Here is a 26665-nt window from a genome sequence, read left to right as displayed (position 1 = left end):
TGCCGAGTCGGCGCACCCTCGCGATGCTCGCGAGGATGCGCCGACTCGAGCCTCAGCGCGTCAGGACGCGCCGGGCCGGTTGATCAGTGGCCGTGGCCGTGCCCGTGGCCGTGACCCGCGGCAGCGGGCTCCTCCTCCTCGGGCTTGTCGACGACCAGGGTCTCGGTCGTGAGCAGCATGCCCGCGATCGAGGTGGCGTTGACGAGGGCCGAGCGGGTGACCTTGACCGGGTCGATGACACCCTGGCCGACCAGGTCGCCGTACTCGCCGGTGGCGGCGTTGTAGCCGTTGCCGACGCCGAGCTCGCGGACCTTGGTGGTGATGACGTAGCCGTTCTCGCCACCGTTCTCGGCGATCCAGCGCAGCGGCTCGTCGGCGGACTTGCGCACGATGCGTACGCCGACCGCCTCGTCGCCCGTCAGGCCGAGGTCCTTCTCCAGCACCGACACGGCGTGGATGAGGGCGGAGCCACCGCCGGGGACGATGCCCTCCTCGATGGCCGCGCGGGTCGCGGAGACCGCGTCCTCGATGCGGTGCTTCTTCTCCTTGAGCTCCACCTCGGTGTGCGCGCCGACCTTGATGACGCAGACGCCGCCGGCCAGCTTGGCGAGGCGCTCCTGGAGCTTCTCGCGGTCCCAGTCGGAGTCGGTGGACTCGATCTCGGCCTTGATCTGGTTGACGCGGCCCTCGACCTCGGCCGCGTCGCCCGCGCCCTCGACGATCGTCGTGTTGTCCTTGGTGATGACGACACGGCGCGCCTGGCCGAGCACCTCGAGGCCGACCTGGTCGAGCTTGAGGCCGACCTCGGGGGCGATGACCTGACCACCGGTCAGCGTCGCGATGTCCTGCATCATCGCCTTGCGGCGGTCACCGAAGGCCGGGCTCTTGACCGCGACGGCGTTGAACGTGCCGCGGATCTTGTTGACGACCAGGGTGGAGAGCGCCTCGCCGTCCACGTCCTCGGCGAGGATGAAGAGCGGCCGGCCGGCCTGGATGACCTTCTCGAGCAGCGGCAGGAGCTCCTGGATCGAGGAGATCTTGCCCTGGTGCAGAAGGATGTAGGGGTCGTCGAGGACGGCCTCCATGCGCTCCGGGTCGGTGACGAAGTACGCCGAGATGTAGCCCTTGTCGAACTGCATGCCCTCGGTGAACTCGAGCTCGGTGCCCGTCGTGTTGGACTCCTCGACGGTGATGACGCCGTCCTTGCCGACCTTGTCGAACGCGTCGGCGAGCAGGGAGCCGATGTGGCTGTCGCGGCTGGAGATGGTCGCGACGGCGGCCATGTCCTCCTTGCTGTCGACGTCGCGGGCGGCGGCGCGCAGCGCGTCGCTCACGGCGCCGGCAGCGGCGTCCATGCCGCGCTTGAGGCCCATCGGGTTGGCCCCGGCGGCGACCGCGCGAAGGCCCTCGTGGACCATCGCCTGGGCGAGCACGGTGGCGGTGGTGGTGCCGTCACCGGCGACGTCGTTGGTCTTGGTCGCGACCTCCTTCGTCAGCTGGGCACCGAGGTTCTCGAACGGGTCGTCCAGCTCGACCTCACGGGCGACGGTCACGCCGTCGTTGGTGATGGTCGGGGCGCCCCACTTCTTGTCGAGGACGACGTAGCGGCCCTTCGGGCCCAGCGTCACCTTGACCGCGTTGGCGAGCGCGTCGACGCCGCGCTCGAGCGCGCGGCGGGCGTTCTCGTCGAACTCCAGGATCTTCGGCATGACTCTCCTTAAAAGCACAAAGGCCTGACGTGCCTGGCGCCCGGCTGGCAAGCCGGGGGCGCGACGGCGACCTCACGAGCGAGGCGGCCGTCGAGCGCCCCCGGCGCAGCCAGGCGGGATGCCAGGTGCGTCAGGAAACGACCGCGAGGACGTCGCGGGCGGACAGGATGAGGTACTCGTCGCCGCCGAACTTGACCTCGGTGCCGCCGTACTTGCTGTAGATGACCTTGTCGCCGACGCTGACGTCGAGCGGGACGCGGTTGCCGTTGTCGTCGATGCGACCGGGGCCGACCGCCAGGACCTCGCCCTCCTGGGGCTTCTCCTTGGCGGTGTCCGGGATGACCAGGCCGGAGGCGGTGGTCTGCTCAGCCTCGACCTGCTTGATGACGATGCGGTCCTCGAGAGGCTTGATGTTGATCGACACGGTGTCGACCTCCCCTTCACACTTCGATGGGCGAATCAGTGGACGTCTTCGCCTGCTGGGCTCCAGCGCCGTCGCGGGGGTCGCCGTGGCCGGCAGGCAGTTGGCACACTCACGTCGAGAGTGCCAAGCGAGACGTTAGCACTCACGTCGCTGGAGTGCTAGGGAGGCGGCGTTCGCCCGCCGCGCACAGCCACCTGAAACAATCCCCGGATGGAGCTCGACGCCTTCTCCTGGCTGCTGACCGAGTCGGGGCAGTGGCTCCTCGCGCGCGCGACCGAGCTGCGCGGGACCGACGCACTGCGGGCCCAGACGCTGCTCCGCAAGGAGGCGCCCGACGCCGAGCCGGCGCAGGTCGCCGTCGCGTTGACCCAGGCGGAGCTGCGGGCGAAGGCGGCCGCGAAGTTCGGAGCGCTCGCCGAACGGATGTACTTCACGCCGGACGGGCTCGAGCAGGCCACCCGGCTGCCGGTCGCCGAGCACCGGGCCGCGCGGCTGGCCGCCTACGGCGCGCGGACGATGATCGACCTGGGATGCGGGATCGGCGGCGACCTGATCGCCGCCTCCCGCGCCGGCCTGATCGTCGCGGGGATCGACCTCGACCCGGAGCGGGTCGTCGTCGCGCAGGCGAACCTCGACGCGCTCGGGCTGGCCGGCGCGGTGCAGGTCGCGGACGCGACGGTCGTGGACCACTCCCCCTTCGACGTCGCCTTCGCCGATCCCGCCCGGAGGGGGGCCCGGGGACGGGTCTTCGACGCGGAAGGGTGGACGCCGCCGTGGTCGTTCGTGGAGTCCCTGCTGGCCCGCGACGCCTGCGTGAAGGTCGCGCCCGGCATCCCGCACGACCTCGTCCCCGCGGGGGTCGAGGCCGAGTGGGTCAGTGACCACGGTGACGTCAAGGAGGCGGCCCTGTGGGCCGGCGGCCTCGCGACCGTACGCCGACGGGCGACCGTGATCGGCGACGGTGGGCTGGCGACGCTGACCGACGAGGACGCACCACCGGCGGGGTCGGACCCGGCCAGGGTGCGCGCCGTCGGAGGGTTCCTCTACGAGCCCGACGGTGCCGTCATCCGCGCCGGGCTCGTGACGGCGGTGGCCGCCGGCGTCAACGGCGGGCTGGTCGACGAGCACATCGCCTACGTGACGTCCGACGAGGCGTTCCTGACTCCGTTCGCGAGCGGCTACCAGGTGGTCGAGGAGCTCCCCTACCGGGAGCGCGCGCTGCGGGCGGCGCTGCGCGAGCGCGGCGTGGGCCGGCTGACCATCAAGAAGCGCGGCGTCGCCGTCGTTCCGGAACAGCTGCGCCGCTCCCTCTCGCTCCAGGGGCCGAACGAGGCGACAATCGTGATGACGCGGGTCGCCGGCGAGGGGACCTGCCTGCTGGTGAAGCCGTTCGGATGACCGAGGAGTTCCTCGTCCTGGGCCGCCCACCGCGGCCGCCGCGGCGAGGGCGCTGGGTCGGGCGCGGCCCGAGGATCGCGCTCGCGGTGATCATCCTCGGCCTGGTCGTCTGGGCCGTGTGGCGAGGCGTGACGCACGACCCGGCGGCCAAGCCGTCGCCGCCCGCTCCGACGAGCACCCAGACGGGGTCCATCGCCCATGAGCCGCCGGCGGTCCCCTACCTGCGGTCGGGGACGCTCATCCCCCCGGCGGAGCAGGCGCGTGGCATCCCGGACGGCTCGTGGACCGACTTCGCGACGTTGGCCGACGGCCGTGTGGTGCTGGTGCAGCGAGCGAGCCTCACGGTGCTCGGCACCACCGGGCAGCAGCGCAGCTTCGAGCACACCAGCGGGCTCACCGCCCGCCCGGACGGCACCGGCGCGGCCTGGACCGGCCGCGACGGCCGGGTCCGGCGGCTCGACTCCGGCCACCCCGACCCGGTCGTCGTACGCGGGGCGCGGCAGCTGACGCCCGCCTGCCGTGGGCTGCGCGCCGGCGGCCGGGTGCTGCCGGGTTGGCAGACCTGCGACCGCGACGGCGGACTGCTGAGCCCCGACGGCCGCTACTTCGCCTCGATCGGCGGCCAGTCGGTGACGCTGGCACCGCGCGACGACATCACCGGCGGCACCTCGACCGCCTTCCTCGGCACCGTGCGCGATGCGGTCTGGGAGGACGCCGCCCACCTGCTCGTCGTGATGGACATCGGCGACGAGGCCCACCTGATGCGCGTCAGCACGCTGGGCAGGTCCGAGGACCTCATCGCCCCGGTCCGCGGCGCGAGCGGCCGCGCCCGGCCGGTCCTGGTGCTCCCGATGACGAGCATCTCGGGCGCCGTGCAACCCTGAGCCGCCCGATCGCGTCCTCCTGTCACAGGCAGCGCCCGAACCGGCCGCGCCGCCGCCGGTTCGGAGCACGAGGAGGACAGGATGAACCGCACGGGACTCGCCCCAGGAGTGGATCGAGGTGGAGGCGTGGCAGTCGGCACGCGGGACGCCGAGTTCGCGGCGTACATGCAGGCGCGGCAGGCCGCCCTGCTCCGCACCGCGGTGCTGCTGACCGGCGACCCGCACGCCGCCGAGGACGTCGTCGCCACGGCGCTCGCGAAGCTCTACCTCGCCTGGGACAAGGTCCGCGACCGCGAGTCGCTCGACGGCTACGTCCGCCGGATCATCGCCAACGAGACGACGTCGCTGTGGCGGCGCCCGTGGCGACGACGTGAGGTCGCTGCCGAGGTGCTTCCCGAGCTCGGCCGCGAGGACACATACGACGAGGGCCGCGGTGCGGCCGTCTGGCGGGCGGTCTCGTCGCTGCCGCCCCGGCAGCGCGCCGTGGTCGTGCTCCGCTACTACGAGGAGCTGAGCGAGGCGGAGATCGCCGACGTCCTCGGCGTCTCACCGGGGACGGTGAAGTCCCAGGCCAGCCGAGCGCTGGCCACCCTGCGCACGAGCAACCCCGACCTCGCCATCGGGCTGGAGGAGCGATGAACGACATCAAGGACGCCCTGACCCGGGTCGCCGACACCACGGCACCCGCCCCGCTCTCCCTCGAGCACGTGCGCGGCCGTGCCCGGCAGATCCGGCGCCGTCGTACGGTGACGGCGATCGTCGGCTCCGCCGCGGCGGTCGCCGCGATCGCCGGCATCGGCATCGCGGTGAGCCCGTCGAGGTCCGGCGACGGCAGCGTGCCGCCCGCGACCCACACCCCGACCACCGCGGCGGACCCCCACGCGCTCGGTCCGGTGTTCCCGGTGCGGCTCGACGTACCTGTCGAGCAGACGTCCGGCGGCGAGCCGCAGGTGCCGTACTGGTCCGACGGGCAGATCATCGACACCGACGGGACGGCCACCCCCTTCCCGGACCGCCCGTTCACGTTCGCCAAGGACCCGCAGACGGGCGGGTGGGACGTCATCCGGGCCGGAGAGGCGAACGCCGAGCTCGTCCGCGTCACGGTCGACGGCCACGTCGGCGACACCGTGCCGAGCTTCGAGCACGGTCTCGCCGTGGGGCCGCGCGGTGATCTGGCGATCGTCACCCAGCACGGCGGCCACGAGGTCCTCACCGAAGGTGACCGCTCGATGGACCTCGGCGCCCTGGACTGGACGCAGATCCACGGCGTCCTGCCGAACGGCGACGTCCTCTTCCATGACGCCGAGGGCGGCGTCGCCATCGCGCACCTCGACGCCGACCGGGTGGAGGCGGTGCCGGACACCGCGGCGGCGGTGACCTCGCTGCCGACAGGGCTGACGGCCTACGGCATGAACGACGGCACCTGGCGGGCGAAGGACGAGGACGGCTCGACGCACTGGACCCTGGACTGGGCGGGCGTGAACTCGTTCAGCCCCGATGGTCGGTACGTCGCCCTGGTCGGCGACCGGCAGCACCGCATCACGGGCAGCGCCGACTGGGACTCGGAGCACGCCACGAGCACGCTCTGGATCCGGACCGCGGCCGACCTGCTGCCGGTGGCCGCGTTCACGGCACCCGAGGGCGGCTACTTCTGGAGCTGGACCTGGGACGGCGACCAGCTGCTCGCGACGGTGTTCGTCAAGGGCCAGTGGTCCCTCGTGCGGCTCTCGGCGGACGGCGTCACGGTCGTTCGAGGCACGACGAAGCCGGGGCGCGGCGAGGAGCCGGCGTACGTCTTCGGGGCTGAGTAAAGGACGCCCGTGACATCCGTCAGGGGTGTCACGTGATCTTCGTCCGGACCTCGTTAATCACTACCTGGGCGGCCCGGCGCGACGGATAGGTTCTTAACCATGTTCGCTGCGCTGGGCCGCTTGGCCTCTCGTCGTCCGTGGTACGTCATCGCCGCGTGGATCGTCCTGACGGTCCTCGTCGTGGCCTTCCACCCCAAGGTCGAGTCGGTGACCGACCAGGCCGACTTCCTGCCCGACCACTACGAGTCGATCAAGGCGGCGACGCTGACGTCCGACGCCTTCCCGTCCAAGCAGGACGTGGGCGCGACGGTCGTGTTCGACCACGAGGACGGCTCGACCCTGAGCGAGGCGGACGTCGCCAAGGTCCGGGAGATCGCCAAGAGCCTCCAGGTCGGCTCGGCGTTCAGCACGATCGAGGACCCGATCGCCGGCAAGGGCAACGAGGCGATGATCGTCAACATCGACCTCGGCAAGGGCGTCACCGGCCAGAAGCAGTCCGACCTCGACCAGGTGAAGGACCTGCGCGACCAGCTCGACACGCTGACCGAGGGCACCGGCCTGCGCAGCGGCGTGACCGGCACGCTGGCCCAGGCCTACGACCAGTCCCAGTCCGGCAGCGCGGCCGAGGCGATCGTCGGGCTGTCGACCGTGCTGCTGATCGTCGTCCTGCTCTCGCTGATCTTCCGCAGCGGCCCGATCACGGCCCTGCCGATCTTCATCATCGGCTTCTTCTTCTCCCAGATGGCGACCGGCCTGGTCGACTTCGCGACGAAGTGGTTCGGCCTCCAGGCCGACGACAGCACCAGCGTCATCATGATCGTGGTGCTCTTCGGCGTCGGCACCGACTACATCCTGTTCTTCCTCTACCGCTACCGCGAGCGCGTGCGGGAGGGCATCGAGCACCGCGAGGCGGTGGCCTACGCCGTCGAGCGGTCCGGTGAGGCCATCGCCTCGGCCGGTGGCGCCGTGTTCGTGGCGTTCATGACGCTGATCCTGTCCTCGCTCGGCATGTTCCGCTCCATCGGCCCGACGCTCGCCATCGGCGTCGCCGTCACGCTGGTCGGCTCGATCACGCTGGTGCCGGCGTTCGTCTCCCTCATCGGCCCGAAGGTCCTCTGGCCGTCGCTCGGGTGGCGCGAGATCCGCGACTCCGCCGCGGGCGGCAAGGGCCGTCTCGCGTCCAACATCGTGTTCGCCGTGCTCTTCATCCCGTACGTCGTGCTGAGCCTCATCATCGGCGGGATCATCTGGCTCTTCGGCTGGCCGGCACGGGCCCGCCGCCGTGGTGCCGCGACCCCGGCCGTCGAGAAGGAGTACGGAGGCCTCGCCCGCCTCGGCAACGCGGTGGCCGCGAGGCCCGGCCGGTACGCCCTGGCCTCGGGTGCCGTGCTGGTCCTGCTGTCGCTCTTCGCGCTCAGCTTCCAGCCGCTCTTCAACATCGACCAGTCCAGCTCGTCGCAGGGCGTGGAGTCGGTCCAGACCCAGCAGCGCATGGAGGACAAGGGCTTCAGTGCCGGCGCCACCCAGCCGACGCTAGTCCTGCTCCACTCCGACTCCGGCCCGCTCAGCAAGGACCAGCTGGCCGAGTTCGGAGCGAGGCTCGGCTCGATCCCCGGCACGACGCTGGCCTCGGGCGACCCGTCGCTCCCTGCCGTCATCCCGTCGCCCGACGACCCGAGCACCGCGATCGCCCAGCTGCTGCTCGACGACGACCCGTCCTCCGACGCGGCGATCGCCGCGGTCAAGGACAAGGTCCGCCCGGCGGTCCATGAAGCGGCGCCGGAGGGCACGACGGCGTACGTCGGCGGCCTGACCTCGGTCTTCGTCGACTTCAAGGCGGCCATGAACCGCGACTACTCGGTCGTCTTCCCGGTCGCCGGCCTGATCACGCTCGTCATCCTGATGCTGGTGCTGCGCTCGCTCGTGGCGCCGTGGTACCTGATGGTCTCGGTCGGCCTGGGCTTCACCGCCACCCTCGGAGCGACGACGCTGGTCTTCCAGGACCTCAAGGGCGACGACGGCCTGCTGTTCATGCTGCCGATCCTCATCTACCTGTTCGTGGTCGCGCTCGGCACCGACTACAACATCTTGATGGTGACCCGGCTGCGCGAGGAGGCCCGCGCGGGCAGGTCGCCGCGGGAGGCCGCCGCCTGGGCGATCAGGCACGCCGGTCCGACCGTCGCCGCGGCGGGCGTGATCCTCGCGGGCACCTTCGCCTCGCTCATGCTGGCCGGCAACAGCTTCATGCTGACGATGGGCTTCTCCGTCGCCTTCGGTATCTGCATCGCCGCCTTCGTCATGGCGATGGTGTTCACCCCGTCCCTCACCGCGCTCATCGGCCACGCCGCCTGGTGGCCCGGCCACGGGGACGAGAAGGCGCCCGAGCCGGAGGACACCCACCAGCTGACCGGGGCCTGAGGCTCTGGTGACGGGGGCGGTCGGCGGTACGCCGGCCGCCCCTGTCTCGCTTCCGACGGGGCGGCTCAGACCAGCACGCTGGTGATCGGCTGCGACGAGTCGGCCGGCAGGTCGAGCGCCGAGGGGGTGCGCCCGCGTGCCACCATCTCGGCGCCGAGCGCGGCGACCATCGCACCATTGTCGGTGCACAGGCCGGGGCGCGGGACCCGCACCCGGATCCCCAGGCCGGCCGCGCGCTCCTCGGCCATGACGCGCAGGCGGGAGTTCGCGGCGACGCCGCCGCCGATGACCAGGTCCTCGATGCCCTCGGACGAGGCGGCGTCGAGCGCCTTGCGGACGAGCACGTCGCAGACCGCCTCCTGGAACGACGCGGCCACGTCGGCGACCGGCACCGGCTCCCCCGACCGCTCCCGGGCCTCGACCCAGCGCGCGACGGCCGTCTTCAGGCCGGAGAAGGAGAAGTCGAAGCGGTGCCGCTCCAGGTCGTGCCGGGCCGTGAGTCCGCGCGGGAAGTCGATCGCCACCGAGGAGCCCGACCGCGCCTCGCGGTCGATCACGGGACCGCCGGGGAACCCGAGGCCGAGCAGCCGCGCGACCTTGTCGAACGCCTCGCCGGCGGCGTCGTCGATGGTCGCGCCCATCGGGTCGACGCCCGCCGTCAGGTCGGTGACCCGCAGCAGCGACGAGTGGCCGCCGCTCACCAGCATCGCGATGGCCGGCTCCGGAAGGGGGCCGTGCTCGAGCTGGTCGACCGCGACGTGCGCGGCGAGGTGGTTGACGCCGTAGATCGGCTTGCCGAGCGCGAAGGCGAGCGCCTTGGCGGCCGCGACGCCGACCAGGAGCGCGCCGGCGAGGCCGGGTCCGCTGGTGACGGCGATCGCGTCGACGTCGTACGGCCTGATGCCCGCGGTCTCGCAGGCCCGCTCGATCGTCGGGACCATCGCCTCCAGGTGCGCGCGCGACGCGACCTCGGGCACGACGCCACCGAAGCGGGCGTGCTCGTCGACGCTGCTCGCGACCGCGTCCGCGAGCAGGGTGTGGCCACGGACGATGCCGACCCCCGTCTCGTCGCAGGAGGTCTCGATCCCGAGGACGAGGGGCTCAGTCATGCCGACATCCTCTCAGCGCTCCGGGCGTACGCCGCAGGGGTGGTGCCGAGGAACCGCCGGAAGTGCCGCGTCAGGTGGGCCTGGTCGTAGAAGCCGGCGAGCCCCGCGGCCTCGGCGGCCGCGACGCCGGCGAGCAGCAGCCGGCGGGCCACGTCGAGCCGACGGCCGGTGAGGTAGCGGTGCGGCGCGATGCCGTACTCCCGCGTGAAGCTGCGCACGAGGTGGCTCGGGTGTGCGCCGAGCTCACCGGCCACCTCCGCGAGTACGACGCCCTCGGTGACGTGGTCGTCGAGCAGCCCCCGCAGCCGCCGGGCCAGCGGGGCGTCGGCCCGCGGCTCCGACCACGGCTCGGCCGGCGGGCCGGCGAGCCGCGTGCGCAGCGCGTCGGCCAGCACGGCCACCGAGGACTCCGCCTCGAACACGTCCCCCCGGGTGCCCCAGCGCGCGGTGCAGCCGGTCGATGCCGGCCACGAGCACGGGATCGCGCCAGCCCGGATGGTCGACGGCCGCACCCATCCGGTCGGCACCGATCACGTCCTGCTCCAGGTAGACCACGCGCTTGCGGAAGCCGGTCGCCGTGACCGAGCGCCCGTCGTGCGGCACACCCGGCGGGAGGAGCGTGACGAGCCGCGGCACGGCGCCGTGCTCGTGGCGGTCGAGGTCGAAGCGGACGACGCCGTCGTCGACGAGCAGCAACGTCCACGTGTCGTGGGTGTGCGAGGGGTAGGCGTGCGACGGGAAGTGGGCGTGCAGCACCTCGGCGACGCCGGCGACCTGCGGGCGCCAGGCGACGATCGACGGGGCCGGAGCCATGTCACGAACGTACAAGACCGCGGCGGGCCCGGCGACGGATCCTCGTCGGCATGACCAGCTATCCCTTCGACACCAAGATCGCCGTCCTCCTGCGCGAGGACCTGGCCCCCTGGCAGCGGGTCAACGTCACCGCATTCCTCAGCAGCGGGATCGCCCACGGCTTCCCCGCGCTGATCGGCGAGCCCTACGAGGACGCCGACGGGACCGCCTACCAGGCGATGTTCGGACAGCCGGTCCACGTCTTCGAGGCCGGCAAGGAGGAGCTCCGGGCCGCGCACGAGCGAGCGGTACGCCGCGACCTGGTCGTCGCCGTCTTCACGGGCGACCTGTTCCGGACCGGCAACGACGAGCACAACCGGGCCGCCGTACGCGCGGTGCCGGCGGCCGATCTGGACCTCGTCGGCCTGGCGGTGCACGGGCCGGCGAACGCCGTCGACCGCATCACGAAGGGTGCGCGGCGCCACCCGTGAGTCAGATGAACATTTGCCCTCCCCAGGTGAACGCGGATGCATTAGGTTCCGAACTCCTATCGTCTTTACTCCGGAGAGCGCATTGAGACTCACCCCCATCAAGGCCGCGACCACCGTCGCCGCCTCGGCCGCACTGGTGGCCACCGGACTCGCGGCGCATGCCGCGGGCCAGCTCAACCCCGCGACGAGCTTCAGCTACACGGTCAACCAGGACGGCACCGTGGTGGCGCCGACCGACGGCGGCGCCATCCCCAACATCGACTCGGTGAAGTCGACGATCCGCGCCTACTACGGTGCGGCGAAGGGTGACAACCCCGCTCACGCCGTCGACCCGACGGCCCCGGCCACGATCTACCTGCCGAACCTGTCGACCTCGGCCTACGCCAAGAACACCAAGGCGGTCGCCCAGGGCCTCCTCGACGCGCTCCCGGACACCCCGGCCGCCGGCGCCGCCGTGGTCTTCGACGTCGACTCGACCCTCCTCTCGGACTACGCCAACGAGGAGGAGATGAACTACAACTACTCCGGCGCCCTCAACGCCACCTGGGTCAACAACGAGCTCATGCCCGCTGTGCCGGGCATGGTCGACGCAGTGAAGACGCTGGCCGCCCAGGGGTACGCGATCTACGGCATCACGGGCCGCCCGGCAGGCCAGGAGGACGCGACGATCGCGAACCTCACCAAGGTCGGGTTCACCGGTTCGGGCGGGGCGCTGTTCGACAACGACAACCTCTACACCAAGCCGGCCGACAACGACTCGCAGCCGACCTACATCACCGGCTGCGCGATCGTCGCGACCACCACCCTGTCGAAGTGCACGACGGTGCAGTACAAGGCGCTGACGCGCAAGCACCTCGTGGACGACGGCGCCGACATCGTGATGAACGTCGGCGACCAGTGGAGCGACCTGGAGGGCGGCTACGCCGACGCCACCCAGAAGGTCCCGAACCCGAGCTACTTCCTGGGCAGCCCGGACATCCCTGGTGCCCCGGCCCGCGACGCCGCGATGGTGCCGCCGACCCACTACACGATGGCTCCCGACGGCTCCACGGGCGCCGCGACCACCGACGGTGACACGATCCCCAACGAGGGCAACGTCGTCGCGCTGATCCGGGCCTACTACGGCGCCAGCGGCGGTGTGGCCGACAAGACCACGTCTCCCTACATCAGCCAGCTCACCTCGCTGGAGAAGACCTGGACGACGCAGATCGTCACCGACTGCCAGCGGGGCGCCGCGAAGGTGGCCGCGGCGCAGACCTCGCTCGCCAACGCTCGCGCCGCGGTGGTCGCGGACCACGCAGCGGTGGCCACGGCGACCAAGGCCGTGCAGAAGGCCCGGAAGGCGGTCAAGCGGTCCCACGGGACGGCGAAGCGTGCGGCCCAGAAGCGGCTCAAGGCGGCGAAGCGGGCTCTGGCAGCGGCGCAGCGGAAGCTCGCCCGCGACCAGCGGACCGCGGCAGGCATCACCGTCCCGAAGTCGCCGGCCGCCGTCTTCGACGCCGACGACACCACCCTCTGGACCTACGACATGGAGGAGGGCTCCCCCAGCGCCGAGCACGCGGGGATGCAGTTCAACTTCAACCCCACCCTGCAGAACACCTGGGTGCAGAACGAGTGGTTCCCGGCGACGCCCGGCATGCCCGCACTGGTCAAGGCCGTCAAGGCGGCCGGCTGCACGATCGTCGGCCTCACCGGCCGCAACACCGAGCAGCAGAAGGCGACGATCGACAACCTGACCAAGGTCGGCTACGTCGACGCCGCGGGCAAGCCGCTCTTCACGGCCGCGAACTACTACACGAAGTGGCTGAGCACCGGGACGCCGCCGGCCTACATGGACTGCGGCGACGACAAGGTCTGCTCGACCATCGAGTACAAGTCCGGCACGCGGGAGTACCTGGAGACGCAGAAGGGCCTCGACATCGTGGCCAACCTGGGCGACCAGTTCTCCGACCTGCACGGCGGGTACGCGAACACGACCTACAAGCTGCCGAACCCGACCTACTACCTGCCCTGATCCAGCGGTAGCACGAGGATGATGCCGGCGGTCCCGTCACGGTAGTAGCGGGGCCGCCGGTCGATCTCGACGAAGCCCGCGCTCGCATAGAAGGCGAGCGCGGGCTCGTTCGTCTCCCGGACCTCGAGGAGCAGCCGTTCGGCGCCCTCGTCCGTGGCGGTGGCCACGGCGTGGTCGAGGAGGGCGCGCGCGTGCCCCTGCCGGCGGTACGCCGACCCGACCGCGATCCGCTGCAGCTCGGCGATCTCGTAGACGATGCTGACGATGGCGTGCCCGACGATCGCGCCGTCGTGCTCCGCGACCAGCAGGAGCACCGTCGGCATGCCGCCCTCGGCGGCGATCCGCAGGTAGTCAGCCGTCCAGGCGTCGCCCGGGAAGCTCTCCAGCTCGAGCTGCGCGATCTCCTCGACGTCCGCGGTGGTCGCCGGGCGGACGGTCACGGTCGCTGGGCGACCGCGTCGGGGCGGCGCAGGTACAGCGGCTCCGGATCGAGCAGCTCCGCGCGCTCCTCGGCCACGGTGCGGGCCAGCCAGCCGGCGCTCGGGCGAGCGGGGCCGACGGCGGTGGGGAACGCGGACGGGTAGAGCAGCGCGCCCTCCCCGACGACGGGGTCCGTCGTGGACAGCGCGTCCGGCTTGTCGACCACCGGACCGGTCAGCCGCTCGCCGCCGGCGGAGTAGGTCGCGAGGTAGACCTCCTTGCGGCGGGCGTCGGTGGCCACGGCGAACGGGCCCGTGACGGCGCCGGTGTCGACGGCCTCGACGGCCAGCACGTCGAGGGTGCACACGGCGTAGACGGGGACCTCGAGCGCGTAGCCGAGCGTCCGGGCCGTCACCAGTCCCACGCGGAGCCCGGTGAACGGACCCGGGCCGGCGCCGACGGCGACGGCCGTGACGTCCTGCCGCTGGGCCGAGGCCTCGGCGAGCACCCGGTCGATGAGCGGGGCCAGCTGCTCGCCGTGCTTCATCGTGCGGTCGGAGACCAGCTCTGCGACGACGTCGGTCTCGTCGTAGAGCGCGACCGTCACCTGCGGGGTCGCGGTGTCGAAGGCCAGCAGCATCAGTGGGTGGCTCCTTGGTGGTGGAGGGTCGCATCGACCGCCGCCCAGTCGACGTCGTGCCAGCGCGGGCCGACAGGAGTGATCTCGACGCGTCGCGGGTCGAGATCACCGGCGAGCTCGTCGACGGTGAGCGCACGCAGGATCCGCACCTCCAGGCGCGACTCCGCGAGACCCTCCGCGAGCCCCTCGCCCCACTCGACGACCGTCACCGCTCGGTCGAGGTCGGCGTCGAGGTCGAGGTCGTCGAGCTCGGCCCGGGGGTCGGCGCCGCCACCGAGCCGGTAGGCGTCGACGTGCACCAGCTCAGGGCCGCCGACCTCGGAGGGATGCACGCGCGCGATGACGAACGTCGGCGACGTGACCGCGCCGCGCACGCCGAGCCCCTCCCCGAGGCCCTGCGTGAACGTGGTCTTGCCGGCGCCCAGCTCACCGGTCAGCACGAGGAGGTCGCCGGCCTGCAGCTGGGCCGCGAGCCGCTGCCCGAGCGCGCGCATGTCCTCGGGCTCGGGTACGTCGACCACGTGGGTCCGCAGCGGCCGGCGCAGCTCGATGTTCGGGGACCGGCGGGTGATCTCGTGGAAGCCCTGCTTCTCCCAGAACCGGATGTTGCTGGGGAGCTCCTCGCGAGCGATCACGGTGAGGTCCTCGAAGCCGTCGGCCTGCTCGACGGCGGCCGCCACCATGGCATGGGCGACGCCGTGCTGCTGGAAGTCGGGGCGGACCGCGAAGCGGCGCAGGAAGACGGTCCGGCCGACCGGGTCCATCACCAGCGCGCCGACCGGGCGACCGTCGACACGCGCCACCAGGCCGCCGTACGGGGCGAGCCGGGCGGCCATCGTCTCCTCGGTCTCGAGCAGGGCGTCCGCCGGCGGGTCGAGGGGCGGTCGTGCCCCGAAAGCCTCGCGGACGATGTCGAGGACCGTCGCGGCGTCCTCGGCGCCCACGCGCCTGACCTCGACGCCGGCGAAGTCGGGCCCCAGCTCGATCGCGCTCACCGGGTTCCCGCCGCCGAGGACGCGGCCGCGAGCAGCTGGTCGAGGGACGCGTTGACCTGACCGTGCCGCTCCAGGATGACCATGTGCCCGGCTCCCTCGCACTCCACGAGGGTGGAGCCCGGGATGCGGCTGTGCAGCTTGCGGCTGTGCCCGATCGACGTCAGCTTGTCGGCGGTCCCGCCGATGATCGTCGTCGGCACCTCGCCGAGCACGCCGACGAGGTCGAACCTGTCGAACTCCCGGAAGCCCGGGAAGAACTCGGCGACCACCTGGAACGGCGTGGCCGACAGCATGTCGTCCACGAACTCCACGTAGCCGGCCGGCACCTCGTCGCCGAAGGCGAACGCGTCGGTGACGACCGTCGCGATGGACCGGCCGAGGCGGCGTACGCCGTCGATCGCGCGGTGCCCGCGGGCGAGGGTGCGCATGGTGCCCCCGGTGAGGCCGGACGTGAGCCGGCTCGGCACCATCGGGAACAGCATCCGGGACGGGTCGAGGCCACCTGCGGTGGTGGAGATGAGGGCCGCGCCGGCGACCTTGTCGCCGATGAGCTCGGGATAGAGCTCGGCGAACGCGACGATCGTCATGCCACCCATCGAGTGGCCGACGAGGACGACCGGGCCGTCCGGCACGACCGCGTCGATGACGCTCTTGAGGTCGTGGCCGAGCTGGTCGATCGTGCCCTCGGTGATGCTGCCCCGGCCGGAGCGCCCGTGGGAGCGCTGGTCGTAGTAGACCGTCCGGACCAGGCCGCGGAACGCCGCCCGCTGGAAGTGCCAGCAGTCGAGGTTGAGCGCGTAGCCGTGGATGAACACGACGGTCAGCGACGAACCGGCGTCGTCGGGCTCGTCGACCTCGACGTGCAGCGGTACGCCGTCGTCGGCGATCACCGTGTGCGCGGGCGAGTGCAGCGACCCGAAGGGCGCCGAGTCGCCGTCGCGTCGAGAGATGCCGCGACGCCGCTGCGCCACTCTCAGCGCGGTGCCGGCGGCGGCGAGGCCGGCCGCGCCCGCGACGGTCCCGGCGATGCGTCCGGTGAGGCCCATAGACCTAGATCTCCCTGTCACTCTCGCTGTCGACGACCCGGCGTGCGAAGCGTCCGCCCAGCCGGGTGACGATCTCGTAGCTGATGGTCCCGGTCGCCTCGGCCCAGTCCTGTGCCGTCGGCTCACCGGAGGTGCCGGGGCCGAGGACGATCACCGGGTCGCCCGGGGTCGGCTCGTCCCCCGACAGGTCGACGACGACCTGGTCCATGCACACGCTGCCCCTGATCGGGCGTCGACGGCCGGCGACCAGTACCTCGCCGCGGTTGCCGGCGCTGCGCAGGATGCCGTCGGCGTACCCGACGGGCACGAGGCCGAGCGTGGTCGCCTCCGGCGCGACCCAGCGGCCGTTGTAGGAGACCGCGGCGCCGGCGTCGACGTGCTTGACCAGCGCGAGGTCGGCCCGGGCGGTCATCGCGGGCCGCAGGTCGAGCTCCGGCGGGGTGAGGCCCGGCGCCGGGTCGAGCCCGTACGCCGCGATGCCGCACCTGACCAGGTCGAAGCGGGCGCTCGGCCGCAGGATGGCGGCGGCGCTGTTGGCGAGGTGGCGCACCTCCGGGCGCAGACCGGCCTCGTCGGCGAGGTCGAGCGCCTCACGGAAGAGCTTCTCCTGGGTCGCGTTGGCCGGGTCGTCGGGCACCTCGCTGCTCGAGAAGTGTGACCAGATGCCGGTGACGGTCCACGTGCCGGTCTCCTCGCCGGCTCGGGCGCGGGCGACGAGGTCGGGCCAGCTCGCCAGCGTGGACCCGCCGCGGGACAGGCCGGTGTCGATCTTGAGCTGGACGCGTGCCTTGCGGCCGGCGCGCTGGGTCGCCTCGGCGATCCGGTCCAGCTCGTCGACCGTGTAGGCGGTGATGTCGATGCCCCGGGCGACCGGCGGCATCAGGTCGTCACCGGGAACCGTCAGCCAGCACAGCACGCGGCCGGCGTCGCCGTCGTCGCGCAGCGCGAGCGCCTCGTCGACCGTCGCCACCCCCAGCCACGGAACACCGGCCTCCCGGGCCGCGCGGGCGGCGGGCAGCATGCCGTGGCCGTAGCCGTCGGCCTTGACCACCGCCATGACGGGCGTCGCCGTGAACTCCCCCAGACGGCGGATGTTGTGGCGGATCGCGGCGACGTCGACGACGAGCTCCGCGCGGCTCATCCGGGGTCCCCGCAGACTCGCGCCCGCCGCGGGCGGAGCGAGCCGCCCGCGCGAATCTGTGGGGTGGTCATGGAGCCCAGTGTCTCACCGCGAGGTTGGTGACGACCGCCGGGATCGCCCGCGCCACGTCGGTCGCGGTGATCGGGCCGCCGCCCGATGCGAGCGTGGCGGCGGCACCGTGCAGCCAGGATCCGACGCTCGCTGCATCGAGCGGCGAGAGCCCCGCGGCGAGCAGCGAGCCGATGAGACCGGACAGCACGTCGCCGGCACCGGCGGTCGCCAGCCAGGGGTTGCCGGTGGTCGTGATCCGGACCCGGGGACCGGAGATGACCGTCCGACGGCCCTTGAGCAGCACGACACAGCCGAACCGCTGGGCGGCGTCGGACGCGTGCCGGAGCGGCGCCGCCTCGACCTCCGCCCGCTCGACGCCCAGCAGCCCGGCGAGCTCGCCGGCGTGCGGCGTGAGCACGGCCTGCGGCACCCGGTCGGTGACGTGCCGGAGCGCGTCGGCGTCGACCACGAGCGGCACCTCGTCCGCCAGCGCCTCCGCCAGGTGTCGCTCCGCCTCGTCGCCGCCGCCCGGCCCGACCACCCACGCCTGCACACGGCCGGCGCCGACCACCTCGGGGTGGTGCTGCTTGACGGTGTCGGCGGCGCTGCCGACGTACCTGACCATCCCGGCCAGCCCCGTGTTCGCGCCGGCGACCGCGAGCAGCGCGGCCCCGGGGTACGTCGTGCTGCCGGCTCGGACCCCGACGACGCCGCGGGCGTACTTCTGCGCGTCCGGACGCGGCCGCGGCAGCAGCGCCGCGACGTCCGCCTCGCCGAGCGCCTCCACGGGCGCCGGCGGCAGGTCGAGGCCGAGGTCGACGAGCTCCACGGCGCCGCAGGCGCGGGCGGCCGGGTCCACGAGGTGCGCGATCTTGTGCGTGCCGAAGGTGACGGTCAGGTCGGCGCGCAGGTGCATCCCGGCGACCTCGCCGGAGTCGACGGCGACGCCGCTCGGGACGTCGACCGCCACGAACGGGATGGCCTGGTTGATCGGGATGACCACCTCGGCGACGCGGGCGGGCAGCCCAGGGCGGCCGCCGATCCCCACGATGCCGTCGACGACCACGTCCACGGCTCCTGCGCCGAGCGGTCGCGGCGCGGCCACCCGGCCGCCGGCCCGTCGGAGCGCGGCCAGGCCCGTCTCGTGCGTCCGGTCGCCGAGCAGCCACGCCTCGACGCTCGCCCCTCGACGGGCCAGGAGCGCACCGGCGTGGAGGGCGTCGCCGCCGTTGTCCCCGGAGCCGACCAGCAGCACGACCCGACGCCCGTAGACACCGCCGAGGAAGTCGCCGACCGCCGCCGCAAGGCCGGCGGCCGCCCGTTGCATGAGCGCCCCTTCGGGGAGCCTGGCCATCAGCGTCGCCTCGGCGGCACGCACCTGCTCGACGGTGTGGGCTGACCTCACGAGGGCCACGCTAGCGGGCGGCGGGGTCGGGTGGTCCGCGACGTCTCCGACCCCGCGGGCCCGACGACCCACCCGTCAGCGCGGGCCGTACGCCCCGGACGCGATGTCGTCGAGCAGGCCGGGCCCGGTCGGTGTCCAGCCGAGGCGCTCCTGCGTCAGCCGGCTCGACGCCGGGATGTCGATCCCGAAGAACCGGCCGATCCAGCCGAAGTGCTCGTCGGCCCGCTCGGGCTCGATCGACCCGGTCGGCAGGTCGAAGCGGCGACCGATCGCAGCGGCGATGTCGCGGGCCGCGATGCCCTCCTCGCCCGCGGCGTGGACGACCGACCCCGCGGGTGACTTCTCGAGCGCGAGGGCGACGAGTCGGGCGGCGTCGCTGCGGTGGACGGCAGGCCACCGGTTGGCGCCGTCGCCGACGTAGCCGGCGACGCCCCGCTCCTGCGCGACGCGGACCAGCTCGGCGACGAAGCCGTGGTCGCGGTCGCCGTGGACGCTCGCGGCGAAGCGGAGGGCAACGGCACGCACCCCGCGGTCGGCGTACGACAGGGCGAGGTGCTCGCTGGCACCACGCGGCGAGGTCGCGTCGACGTGCTGGGTGGCGTCGTCCTCGGTGGCGACGCGCCCGACGGCCAGGCCGCCGAGGCCCGACGCGATCAGCAGCGCGCGGTCCGACCCCGCGAGCGTGTCGCCGAGTGCCTCCACCGCGGCGCGCTCGGTCCGGCCGGCGCCCGCGTAGTCGGAGAAGTCGTGCTTGAACGCGAGATGGATGACGGCGTCGGCGTCCTCGGCGCCGGCGCGCAGGCTGTCGAGGTCGTCGAGGCTGCCCGAGAGCGGCTCGACGCCGGCGGCCGACAGGGCGGCCGCCGACTCCGCCGAGCGGGCGAGGCCGACGACCTGGTGGCCGCCCGCCTGGAGCTCCGGGACGACGGCGGACCCGATCCAGCCCGAGGCGCCGGTGAGAAAGATGCGCATGGTTCCTCCTTGATGTCAGTTTCTGACATCAGCATACGCCGTGATGTCAGGAACTGTCATCACCTAGGATGGCCGTCATGGGACGCTGGGAGCCTGACGCCGCGGGCCGGCTGCGCCAGGCCGCGCTCGACCTCTTCGTGGAGCGCGGCTACGAGCAGACGACGGTGGCCGACATCGCCGGCCGGGCGGGCGTCACCGAGCGCACGTTCTTCCGCTACTTCACGGACAAGCGCGAGGTCCTGTTCGCAGGCGCCAACCAGCTGCAGGACCGCATCGTCGCGGCGATCACCGAGGCGCCCGAGGAGCAGGCGCCGTACGACGTCGTGGTCGACGCGATGGCCGCCGGCGGGGACGTGCTGGAGGAGCGCCGCGAGTTCGCCCGGCAGCGCGCCGCCGCGATCGCCTCTCACGCCAGCCTCCAGGAGCGCGAGCTGCTCAAGCTCGCCGCCCTGAGCGCCGCCGCGGCGCAGGCCCTGCGCGAGCGCGGGGTGGCGGAGGCCGCCGCCGGCCTGCTCGCCGAGACCGGCGTCGCGCTCTTCAGGGTCGCCTTCGAGCGCTGGGTCGCCGCGCCCGGCACACCCGACCTCGCCGCCTGCGTGCGCGAGGCGGCCGGGGAGCTGCGGGCGGTGGCGGCGGAGTACCCGGTTCACCGGTGAAAGCGGAACTCCCGGGGTGGCATGGCACCCCGGGAGTGACGGAGTACCCGGTGAACCGGGTACTCCGCCCGGCCGGGCTAGGAGTTCTGCGGGAACCCCAGGTTGATGCCCCCGTGCGACGGGTCGAGCCAGCGCGCGGTGACCGCCTTCTCGCGGGTGAAGAAGTCGACCCCGTGGGTGCCGTAGGCCTTGGTGTCGCCGAACAGCGACTGCTTCCAGCCGCCGAAGGAGTGGTAGGCGACCGGCACCGGGATCGGCACGTTGATGCCGACCATGCCGACCTCGACCTCGTGCTGGAAGCGCCGGGCGGCGCCGCCGTCGTTGGTGAAGATCGCCGTGCCGTTGCCGAAGGCGCCGGAGTTGATGAGGGCCAGGCCCTCCTCGTAGCCGGCCACGCGGACGATCGACAGCACCGGGCCGAAGATCTCGTCGGTGTAGACCGCCGACGACGTCGGGACGCGGTCGACCAGCGTCGGGCCGAGCCAGAAGCCGTCGGCCGCCCCGTCGAACTCGCCCTTGCGGCCGTCGACGACGACGGTCGCGCCGTCGGCGCTCGCCTGGTCGACGTACGCCGCCACCTTGTCGCGGTGCTCGCGGGTGATGAGCGGCCCCATGTCGCAGCCGCGTCGGCCGTCGCCGATGCGGAGGGTCGCCATCCGCTCGGTCACCTTCTCGACGAGCGCGTCGGCGACTGAGTCGACGGCGACGACCACGGAGATCGCCATGCACCGCTCGCCGGCCGAGCCGAAGCCGGCGTTGACCGCCGAGTCGGCGACCAGGTCGAGGTCGGCGTCGGGCAGCACGAGCATGTGGTTCTTGGCGCCGCCGAGCGCCTGCACCCGCTTCCCGGCCCTGGTGCCGGTCTCGTAGACGTACTGCGCGATCGGGGTCGAGCCCACGAACGAGATCGAGGAGACGTCGGGGTGCACGAGCAGCGCGTCGACGGCCTCCTTGTCGCCGTTGACGACGTTGAAGACGCCGTCGGGGAGGCCGGCCTCCTGCCACAGCCGGGCCAGCCAGAGCGACGCCGACGGGTCCTTCTCCGACGGCTTCACGACGACGGTGTTGCCGAGCGCGATCGCGATCGGGAAGAACCACATCGGGACCATCACGGGGAAGTTGAACGGGCTGATGATGCCGACCACGCCCAGCGGCTGCCGGAGCGAGTAGACGTCGACGCCGGTCGAGGCCTGCTCGGAGTAGGCGCCCTTCTGCAGCTGTGCGATGCCGCAGGCGAACTCGACGACCTCGAGCCCGCGGGCGATCTCACCGGCGGCGTCGGACAGCACCTTGCCGTGCTCGGAGGTGACGATCTCGGCGAGCTCACCGACCCGGGCGTTGAGCAGCTCACGGAACGCGAAGAGGACCTGCGTCCGCTTCGCGATCGACGTCTGCGACCAGGAGGCGAAGGCCTCCTTCGCCGCCGCGACGGCCGCGTCGACGTCGGCGGTGGTGCCGAGCCGCACCTGCTTGGCGACCTCGCCCAGCGCGGGGTCGAAGACCGGGCCGAGCCGGTCGCCGCCGGCGGAGGGGGCACCGGCGATCCAGTGGTCGATGACGGGGAGGTCGGAGGTCATGGCAGGGTCCTTTCAGAGCGACGCGAGCACGTCGTCGTAGATCGCGAGGGCCTGGGCGGCCTCGTCGTCGGTCACGACGCACGGCGGTGCGACGTGGATGCGGTTGTCCTGGACGAACGGGATCAGGCCCCGCTCGAGGAGCCCCGCCTTGATGCGGCCCATCGTGGGCCCGTCGAGCGGCGTCCGGGCCGCGGCGTCGCTGACCAGCTCGACGGCCCAGAAGACGCCGGTGCCGCGCACCTCGCCGACGACGTCGTGCTTGTCGGCCAGCACCCGCAGGCCGGGGCCGAGGACGTCGGCGCCGACCCGCTTCGCGTTCGCGACGATGCCCTCCTCCTCCATCGCGTCGAGGGTCGCGACGACCGAGGCGGCGGCCAGCGGGTGGCCCGAGTAGGTCAGCCCGCCCGGGAAGACGCGCTCGTCGAACTGCGCCGCGACGGGGTCGCTGATGATCACGCCGCCGACCGGCACGTAGCCGGAGTTCACGCCCTTGGCGAAGGTGATGAGGTCGGGGACGACGTCGTAGGCGTCGAGCGCCAGCCACTCCCCGGTGCGCCCGAAGCCGGCCATCACCTCGTCGAGGATCAGGACGAGCCCGAACTCGTCAGCCAGCGCCCGTACGTCGGCCAGGTAGCCGGGCGGCGGCACCAGGACCCCGGCCGTCCCGGGGATGGTCTCGAGCAGGATCGCCGCGATCGTGGCCGGCCCCTCCGACTCGATCACCCGGCGCAGGTGCCGCAGAGCGCGCTCGGACTCCTCCTCCGGCGTGGTCGCCCAGAACTCGGAGCGGTAGAGGTAGGGCCCGAAGAAGTGCACGTGGCCGCGGGCGTACTCGTTCGGCTGGCGCCGCCAGTCCCCCGTCGACACGATCGCGGCGCCGGTGTTGCCGTGATAGCTGCGGTAGGTCGACAGGACCTTCTCGCGGCCGGTGGTCAGGCGGGCCATCCGGATGGCGTTCTCGTTGGCGTCGGCGCCGCCGTTGGTGAAGAAGACCTTGGAGAACCCCTCCGGAGCCCGGGCGACGATCCGCTGGGCCGCCTCCCCACGCGTGAGGTTCGCCGTCGACGGAGCGACGGTCGGGAGCAGCGCGGCCTGCTGCTGGATCGCCTCCACGACCTTCGGGTGGAGGTGGCCGATGTTGGTGTTGACGAGCTGGCTGGAGAAGTCGAGGTACTGCCGGCCGCTGTGGTCCCACAGCTGGCAGCCCTTCCCACCCGCGATGACGAGCGGGTCGAGCGCGCCCTGCGCCGACCACGAGTGGAAGACGTGGGCCCGGTCCAGGCTCCGGGTCTGCTGGTCCAGGTCGGCGCTCATCGCTCTCCCCAACGATCGTGACGGATTCGGCGGTGTCGACCGCCAAGAGGTGCGGATTCCGCAGCGAAAGACCGCTTCGGGGCACCATTCCGCGACTATACCGGCGGAGGGCGCGTCCGCGTCAGCCCTCCAGGACGACCATCGCGGAGGCGATGCCGGCGTCGTGGGAGAGCGACAGGTGCACGCTCGTGACGCCGAGCTCCTTGGCGCGGTCCTGCACCGTCCCGCGCAGCTCGAAGCGGGGTCGCCCCGACGCCTCCGAGACGACCTCGGCGTCGTGCCAGGCGAGCCCGGTCGGGGCGCCCAGCGCCTTGGCCAGCGCCTCCTTGGCGGCGAACCGTGCCGCGAGCGAGGCCAGCGGCCGCTCCGCCTCGGCGGGCGTGAAGAGACGCTGCCGGAGTCGCGGCGTGCGCTCGAGCGTCGCGCCGAACCGGTCGACGTCGCACACGTCGATCCCGACCCCGATGACGGTCATCTACTCGACCGTCACTGACTTCGCCAGGTTGCGGGGCTGGTCGACGTCGTGGCCCATCGCGGTGGCCAGCTCGCACGCGAACAGCTGCAGCGGGATGACGGCGACGAGCGGCTGCAGGAGGACGGGCACGCGCGGCAGGGCGACCAGCTCGTCGGCGTACGGCGTGATCCGGTCGTCGCCCTCCTCGGCCAGCACGATGGTGCGCGCACCACGGGCGCGGACCTCCTGGATGCCGGAGAGCATCTTGTCGTGCAGCTGGTCGCGGCCCTGGGGCGGGACGATGCACAGCACCGGGAGCCCGTGGTCGACCAGGGCGATCGGACCGTGCTTGAGCTCGCCGGCGGCGAAGCCCTCGGCGTGGAGGTAGGCGAGCTCCTTGAGCTTGAGCGCGCCCTCCAGCGCGACGGGGTAGCCGGCGTGCCGGCCGAGGAACAGGAACGAGCGGCTGTCGACGTGCTGGCGGGCGAGCGCGTAGATGTCGTCGGCCTTGGCGAGCACCTTCTCGATCTGCGCGGGGATGCCCTCGAGCTGCTCGACGATGTGGGTGATCTCGTCGCCGAAGCGGGTGCCCTTGACCTGGGCGAGGTAGAGCGCGAGCAGGTAGCAGGCGACGAGCTGGGTGACGTAGCCCTTCGTCGAGGCGACGCCGATCTCGGGCCCGGCGTGCATGTAGATGACAGCGTCGGACTCGCGCGGGATCGTCGACCCGTTGGTGTTGCAGATCGCCAGCACCTTCGACCGCTGGGCCCGGGCGTGCCGGATGGCCTGCAGCGTGTCGGCGGTCTCCCCGGACTGCGAGATGGCGACGACCAGCGTCGAGTAGTCGACGATCGGGTCGCGGTAGCGGAACTCCGAGGAGAGCTCGACCTCGACCGGGATGCGGCACCAGTGCTCGATCGCGTACTTCGCCACCATCCCGGCGTAGAACGACGTGCCGGCCGCGATGATGATGATCTTGTCGATGTCGCGCAGCTCCTGGTCGGAGAGCCGCATCTCGTCGAGCTGGAGTCGGCCGTCGACGCCGCGGCGCCCGAGCAGCGCGTCAGCGACGGCGCGCGGCTGCTCGAAGATCTCCTTGCGCATGAACCAGTCGTGGCCGTCCTTCTGGGCGGCCGAGAGGTCCCAGTCGACGTGGTAGCGACGGCCCTCGGTCGGCGTACCGTCGAAGCCGGTCACCGCCACCGACCCGGCGGTGATGGTCACGACCTGGTCCTGGCCGAGCTCGAGGGCGTCGCGGGTGTGCTCGATGAAGGCCGCCACGTCGGAGCCGAGGAAGTTCTCCCCGTCACCGAGGCCGACGACGAGCGGGCTGTTGCGGCGCGCGCCGACGATCCGCGCGGGGTCCTGGGCGTCGACGGCGACGAACGTGAACGCGCCCTCGAGCCGCCGGCAGACGTCCTGCATGGCCGTCGTGAGGTCGGCGCCCGCCTCGACCGCCGCCTCGAGCAGGTGTACGGCGACCTCGGTGTCGGTCTCCGAGAGCAGCGTGTGGCCCGCGGCCTCGAGCTCGGTGCGGAGCTCGGCGAAGTTCTCGATGATGCCGTTGTGCACGAGCGCGACCCGGCCGGTCGCGCCGGTGTGCGGATGGGCGTTGTCGTCGGTGGGGCCGCCGTGGGTGGCCCAGCGGGTGTGCCCGATGCCGGTCGTCGACGCGGGCAGCGGCTCCTCGGCCAGCACCTTGTCGAGGTTGGCGAGCTTGCCCGCCTTCTTGCGGATACTCAGGGCGCCGTCCGCGACGACGGCGATGCCCGCGGAGTCGTAGCCGCGGTACTCCATCCGCCGCAGCCCGTCGATCACGGTGCCTTCGGACCGCTGCTTCCCGACGTAGCCCACGATGCCGCACATGGTCGCCGAGTGTAGAGGGGGGCGACCACGGCCCTGGCATCACGACTGGAACAATGACCGTTCATGACCTCGACCGAGGCCCAGCCCGACGGACCGTCGCACGGCAACGGCACCCACGACGGCGAGGCGTCGCCCTATCTCGAGCTGAGCCGCGAGGCCTGGGCCGAGCTGGCGAACGAGACCGTCAGCCCGCTCGCCGCCGACGAGCTCGAGCGGCTGCGCGGTCTGGGCGACAACATCGACCTGACCGAGGTCGCCGAGGTCTACCTCCCGCTCAGCCGGCTGCTGTCCCTCTACGTCTCGGCGGCCGGCACGCTGCACCGCGAGCAGGAGGCCTTCCTGCACCAGCGCACTCCCCCGCGCACCCCGTTCGTGATCGGGCTCGCCGGCTCGGTGGCCGTGGGCAAGTCGACGACCGCCCGGGTGCTGCAGCAGATGCTCGCGCACTGGCCGGAGCACCCCAACGTCGCGCTGATCACGACCGACGGCTTCCTCTACCCCAACGCGGAGCTCGCCCGCCGCGGCCTCATGGAGCGCAAGGGCTTCCCGGAGTCCTACGACCGCCGCGCACTGCTCAAGCTGGTCGTCGACATCAAGTCCGGCAAGGAGGAGGTCGAGGCGCCGACGTACTCGCACCTCGTCTACGACGTCGTGCCGGATGAGAAGGTCGTCATCAAGTCCCCCGACATCGTCATCATCGAGGGACTCAACGTGCTCCAGCCGGCGCGGGCCCGCGACGACGGCCGCACCAGCCTGGGCCTGTCCGACTTCTTCGACTTCTCCGTCTACGTCGACGCAGGCACGTCGCACATCCGGCAGTGGTACGTCGACCGCTTCCTGCGGCTGCGCGAGACCGCCTTCCGCGACCCGGACTCCTACTTCCGCAAGTACGCGGCGCTCACCCACGACGAGGCGATCGCGGAGGCCGAACGGATCTGGGACTCCATCAACGGCCCGAACCTGCAGCAGAACATCCTGCCCACCCGCTCCCGCGCGACGCTGGTGCTGCGCAAGGACAAGGACCACTCGGTCCGCTACGTGCGGTTGCGCAAGATCTGACCCCGCGGAGGGGCTGGTC

General features: G+C 72.4%; 24 protein-coding genes and 1 pseudogene. 9 read left to right on the top strand and 16 right to left on the bottom strand.

The window, feature by feature from the left end; all coding sequences use genetic code 11:
• Positions 1-83: 83 nt before the first annotated feature.
• Both groL and groES read right to left on the bottom strand, forming a co-directional pair.
• Positions 84-1709 carry a chaperonin GroEL gene (groL, locus tag QDS12_RS05400; RefSeq protein WP_279877511.1) on the bottom strand — a complete coding sequence of 542 codons (1626 nt, stop codon included), beginning with the start codon at positions 1707-1709 and terminating at the stop codon, positions 84-86.
• Positions 1710-1839: 130 nt separating this feature from the next.
• Positions 1840-2133, bottom strand: a complete 294-nt coding sequence (gene groES, locus QDS12_RS05395) for a co-chaperone GroES (protein ID WP_279877509.1) — start codon at positions 2131-2133, stop codon at positions 1840-1842.
• A gap of 210 nt (positions 2134-2343) precedes the next feature.
• Between groES and QDS12_RS05390 the strand changes: the two genes are divergently transcribed.
• From QDS12_RS05390 to QDS12_RS05370, 5 genes are all read left to right on the top strand, one after another.
• Positions 2344-3531 carry an SAM-dependent methyltransferase gene (locus tag QDS12_RS05390; protein WP_279877507.1) on the top strand — a complete coding sequence of 396 codons (1188 nt, stop codon included), beginning with the start codon at positions 2344-2346 and terminating at the stop codon, positions 3529-3531.
• Complete coding sequence (locus tag QDS12_RS05385) at positions 3528-4415, top strand: hypothetical protein (RefSeq protein WP_279877505.1); 888 nt, start codon at positions 3528-3530, stop codon at positions 4413-4415. Before QDS12_RS05390 ends, QDS12_RS05385 begins: the two co-directional genes overlap by 4 nt.
• Before the next feature lie 126 nt (positions 4416-4541).
• The gene (locus QDS12_RS05380; RefSeq protein WP_279877503.1) at positions 4542-5054 is read left to right on the top strand and encodes a SigE family RNA polymerase sigma factor; all 513 of its coding nucleotides are present in this window, start codon (positions 4542-4544) and stop codon (positions 5052-5054) included.
• Positions 5051-6226: a hypothetical protein gene (locus QDS12_RS05375; protein WP_279877501.1), complete on the top strand. Its 1176-nt coding sequence runs from the start codon at positions 5051-5053 to the stop codon at positions 6224-6226. The genes QDS12_RS05380 and QDS12_RS05375 overlap by 4 nt, the downstream gene beginning before the upstream one ends.
• A 99-nt stretch (positions 6227-6325) precedes the next feature.
• Positions 6326-8644, top strand: coding sequence for an MMPL family transporter (locus tag QDS12_RS05370; protein ID WP_279877500.1), 2319 nt, complete (start codon positions 6326-6328; stop codon positions 8642-8644).
• A 65-nt stretch (positions 8645-8709) separates the two neighbouring features.
• On the opposite strand, the gene tsaD is transcribed toward QDS12_RS05370, so the two are convergent.
• The 3 genes and pseudogenes from tsaD to QDS12_RS05355 form a co-directional block, all read right to left on the bottom strand.
• Positions 8710-9753 (bottom strand): tRNA (adenosine(37)-N6)-threonylcarbamoyltransferase complex transferase subunit TsaD, encoded by a 1044-nt coding sequence (gene tsaD / locus QDS12_RS05365; RefSeq protein WP_279877498.1) that lies wholly within the window; start codon positions 9751-9753, stop codon positions 8710-8712.
• Entirely contained in the window at positions 9750-10175 is a 426-nt protein-coding gene (locus tag QDS12_RS05360; protein WP_279877496.1) for an AraC family transcriptional regulator, read from the bottom strand. Before QDS12_RS05360 ends, tsaD begins: the two co-directional genes overlap by 4 nt.
• 76 nt (positions 10176-10251) lie before the next feature.
• Positions 10252-10566: pseudogene (locus QDS12_RS05355) on the bottom strand (AraC family ligand binding domain-containing protein); the annotation flags it as partial.
• A 50-nt stretch (positions 10567-10616) separates the two neighbouring features.
• Between QDS12_RS05355 and QDS12_RS05350 the strand changes: the two are divergent.
• Together QDS12_RS05350 and QDS12_RS05345 are read left to right on the top strand one after the other, a co-directional pair.
• A complete protein-coding gene (locus tag QDS12_RS05350; protein ID WP_279877495.1) occupies positions 10617-11036 on the top strand; it encodes a DUF2000 domain-containing protein in 420 nt (139 codons plus the stop codon).
• Positions 11037-11118: 82 nt separating this feature from the next.
• Complete coding sequence (locus tag QDS12_RS05345) at positions 11119-13050, top strand: HAD family acid phosphatase (protein ID WP_279877494.1); 1932 nt, start codon at positions 11119-11121, stop codon at positions 13048-13050.
• Here QDS12_RS05345 and rimI read toward each other — a convergent pair.
• From rimI to QDS12_RS05310, 7 genes are all read right to left on the bottom strand, one after another.
• Positions 13038-13490, bottom strand: a complete 453-nt coding sequence (rimI, locus tag QDS12_RS05340; protein WP_279877493.1) for a ribosomal protein S18-alanine N-acetyltransferase — start codon at positions 13488-13490, stop codon at positions 13038-13040. The two genes, QDS12_RS05345 and rimI, sit on opposite strands and share 13 nt — an antisense overlap.
• Positions 13487-14110: a tRNA (adenosine(37)-N6)-threonylcarbamoyltransferase complex dimerization subunit type 1 TsaB gene (tsaB, locus tag QDS12_RS05335; RefSeq protein ID WP_279877492.1), complete on the bottom strand. Its 624-nt coding sequence runs from the start codon at positions 14108-14110 to the stop codon at positions 13487-13489. The genes rimI and tsaB overlap by 4 nt, the downstream gene beginning before the upstream one ends.
• The gene (gene tsaE, locus QDS12_RS05330) at positions 14110-15105 is read right to left on the bottom strand and encodes a tRNA (adenosine(37)-N6)-threonylcarbamoyltransferase complex ATPase subunit type 1 TsaE (protein ID WP_279877491.1); all 996 of its coding nucleotides are present in this window, start codon (positions 15103-15105) and stop codon (positions 14110-14112) included. The genes tsaB and tsaE overlap by 1 nt, the downstream gene beginning before the upstream one ends.
• Complete coding sequence (locus QDS12_RS05325; protein ID WP_279877490.1) at positions 15102-16151, bottom strand: alpha/beta hydrolase; 1050 nt, start codon at positions 16149-16151, stop codon at positions 15102-15104. Before QDS12_RS05325 ends, tsaE begins: the two co-directional genes overlap by 4 nt.
• A gap of 4 nt (positions 16152-16155) precedes the next feature.
• The gene (gene alr / locus QDS12_RS05320; protein ID WP_279877488.1) at positions 16156-17292 is read right to left on the bottom strand and encodes an alanine racemase; all 1137 of its coding nucleotides are present in this window, start codon (positions 17290-17292) and stop codon (positions 16156-16158) included.
• A 67-nt stretch (positions 17293-17359) separates the two neighbouring features.
• Positions 17360-18748: an NAD(P)H-hydrate dehydratase gene (locus QDS12_RS05315; RefSeq protein WP_279877486.1), complete on the bottom strand. Its 1389-nt coding sequence runs from the start codon at positions 18746-18748 to the stop codon at positions 17360-17362.
• 75 nt (positions 18749-18823) lie between these two features.
• The gene (locus QDS12_RS05310) at positions 18824-19720 is read right to left on the bottom strand and encodes an SDR family oxidoreductase (protein ID WP_279877484.1); all 897 of its coding nucleotides are present in this window, start codon (positions 19718-19720) and stop codon (positions 18824-18826) included.
• 77 nt (positions 19721-19797) lie between these two features.
• Between QDS12_RS05310 and QDS12_RS05305 the strand changes: the two genes are divergently transcribed.
• Complete coding sequence (locus QDS12_RS05305) at positions 19798-20376, top strand: TetR family transcriptional regulator (protein ID WP_279877482.1); 579 nt, start codon at positions 19798-19800, stop codon at positions 20374-20376.
• A gap of 77 nt (positions 20377-20453) precedes the next feature.
• Here QDS12_RS05305 and QDS12_RS05300 read toward each other — a convergent pair whose 3' ends face one another.
• The 4 genes from QDS12_RS05300 to glmS all read right to left on the bottom strand — a co-directional run bounded on the left by QDS12_RS05300 (position 20454) and on the right by glmS (position 25587).
• Positions 20454-21953: a CoA-acylating methylmalonate-semialdehyde dehydrogenase gene (locus QDS12_RS05300; RefSeq protein ID WP_279877480.1), complete on the bottom strand. Its 1500-nt coding sequence runs from the start codon at positions 21951-21953 to the stop codon at positions 20454-20456.
• Positions 21954-21965: 12 nt separating this feature from the next.
• Positions 21966-23267, bottom strand: a complete 1302-nt coding sequence (locus tag QDS12_RS05295; RefSeq protein WP_279877479.1) for an aspartate aminotransferase family protein — start codon at positions 23265-23267, stop codon at positions 21966-21968.
• A gap of 121 nt (positions 23268-23388) precedes the next feature.
• Positions 23389-23742 carry a holo-ACP synthase gene (locus QDS12_RS05290; protein WP_279877478.1) on the bottom strand — a complete coding sequence of 118 codons (354 nt, stop codon included), beginning with the start codon at positions 23740-23742 and terminating at the stop codon, positions 23389-23391.
• Positions 23743-25587, bottom strand: a complete 1845-nt coding sequence (glmS, locus tag QDS12_RS05285) for a glutamine--fructose-6-phosphate transaminase (isomerizing) (protein WP_279877477.1) — start codon at positions 25585-25587, stop codon at positions 23743-23745.
• Positions 25588-25650: 63 nt separating this feature from the next.
• Between glmS and coaA the strand changes: the two genes are divergently transcribed.
• Positions 25651-26646, top strand: a complete 996-nt coding sequence (coaA, locus tag QDS12_RS05280) for a type I pantothenate kinase (protein WP_279877476.1) — start codon at positions 25651-25653, stop codon at positions 26644-26646.
• The last annotated feature ends 19 nt before the right edge of the window (positions 26647-26665 follow it).

The sequence above is a fragment of the Nocardioides sp. CER19 genome (assembly GCF_029846275.1).
In the GTDB taxonomy this organism is placed as follows: domain Bacteria; phylum Actinomycetota; class Actinomycetes; order Propionibacteriales; family Nocardioidaceae; genus Nocardioides.
This window is presented reverse-complemented; position numbering and strand designations above follow the sequence as displayed.

Coding starts and splice junctions, on each gene's coding strand:
- groL (WP_279877511.1), bottom strand. CDS start 1,709: ATGCCGAAGATCCTGGAGTTCGACGAGAACGCCCGCCGCGCGCTCGAG.
- QDS12_RS05390 (WP_279877507.1), top strand. CDS start 2,344: ATGGAGCTCGACGCCTTCTCCTGGCTGCTGACCGAGTCGGGGCAGTGG.
- QDS12_RS05385 (WP_279877505.1), top strand. CDS start 3,528: ATGACCGAGGAGTTCCTCGTCCTGGGCCGCCCACCGCGGCCGCCGCGG.
- QDS12_RS05375 (WP_279877501.1), top strand. CDS start 5,051: ATGAACGACATCAAGGACGCCCTGACCCGGGTCGCCGACACCACGGCA.
- QDS12_RS05370 (WP_279877500.1), top strand. CDS start 6,326: ATGTTCGCTGCGCTGGGCCGCTTGGCCTCTCGTCGTCCGTGGTACGTC.
- tsaD (WP_279877498.1), bottom strand. CDS start 9,753: ATGACTGAGCCCCTCGTCCTCGGGATCGAGACCTCCTGCGACGAGACG.
- QDS12_RS05350 (WP_279877495.1), top strand. CDS start 10,617: ATGACCAGCTATCCCTTCGACACCAAGATCGCCGTCCTCCTGCGCGAG.
- tsaB (WP_279877492.1), bottom strand. CDS start 14,110: ATGCTGCTGGCCTTCGACACCGCGACCCCGCAGGTGACGGTCGCGCTC.
- QDS12_RS05325 (WP_279877490.1), bottom strand. CDS start 16,151: ATGGGCCTCACCGGACGCATCGCCGGGACCGTCGCGGGCGCGGCCGGC.
- alr (WP_279877488.1), bottom strand. CDS start 17,292: ATGAGCCGCGCGGAGCTCGTCGTCGACGTCGCCGCGATCCGCCACAAC.
- QDS12_RS05310 (WP_279877484.1), bottom strand. CDS start 19,720: ATGCGCATCTTTCTCACCGGCGCCTCGGGCTGGATCGGGTCCGCCGTC.
- QDS12_RS05305 (WP_279877482.1), top strand. CDS start 19,798: ATGGGACGCTGGGAGCCTGACGCCGCGGGCCGGCTGCGCCAGGCCGCG.
- QDS12_RS05300 (WP_279877480.1), bottom strand. CDS start 21,953: ATGACCTCCGACCTCCCCGTCATCGACCACTGGATCGCCGGTGCCCCC.
- QDS12_RS05295 (WP_279877479.1), bottom strand. CDS start 23,267: ATGAGCGCCGACCTGGACCAGCAGACCCGGAGCCTGGACCGGGCCCAC.
- QDS12_RS05290 (WP_279877478.1), bottom strand. CDS start 23,742: ATGACCGTCATCGGGGTCGGGATCGACGTGTGCGACGTCGACCGGTTC.
- glmS (WP_279877477.1), bottom strand. CDS start 25,587: ATGTGCGGCATCGTGGGCTACGTCGGGAAGCAGCGGTCCGAAGGCACC.
- coaA (WP_279877476.1), top strand. CDS start 25,651: ATGACCTCGACCGAGGCCCAGCCCGACGGACCGTCGCACGGCAACGGC.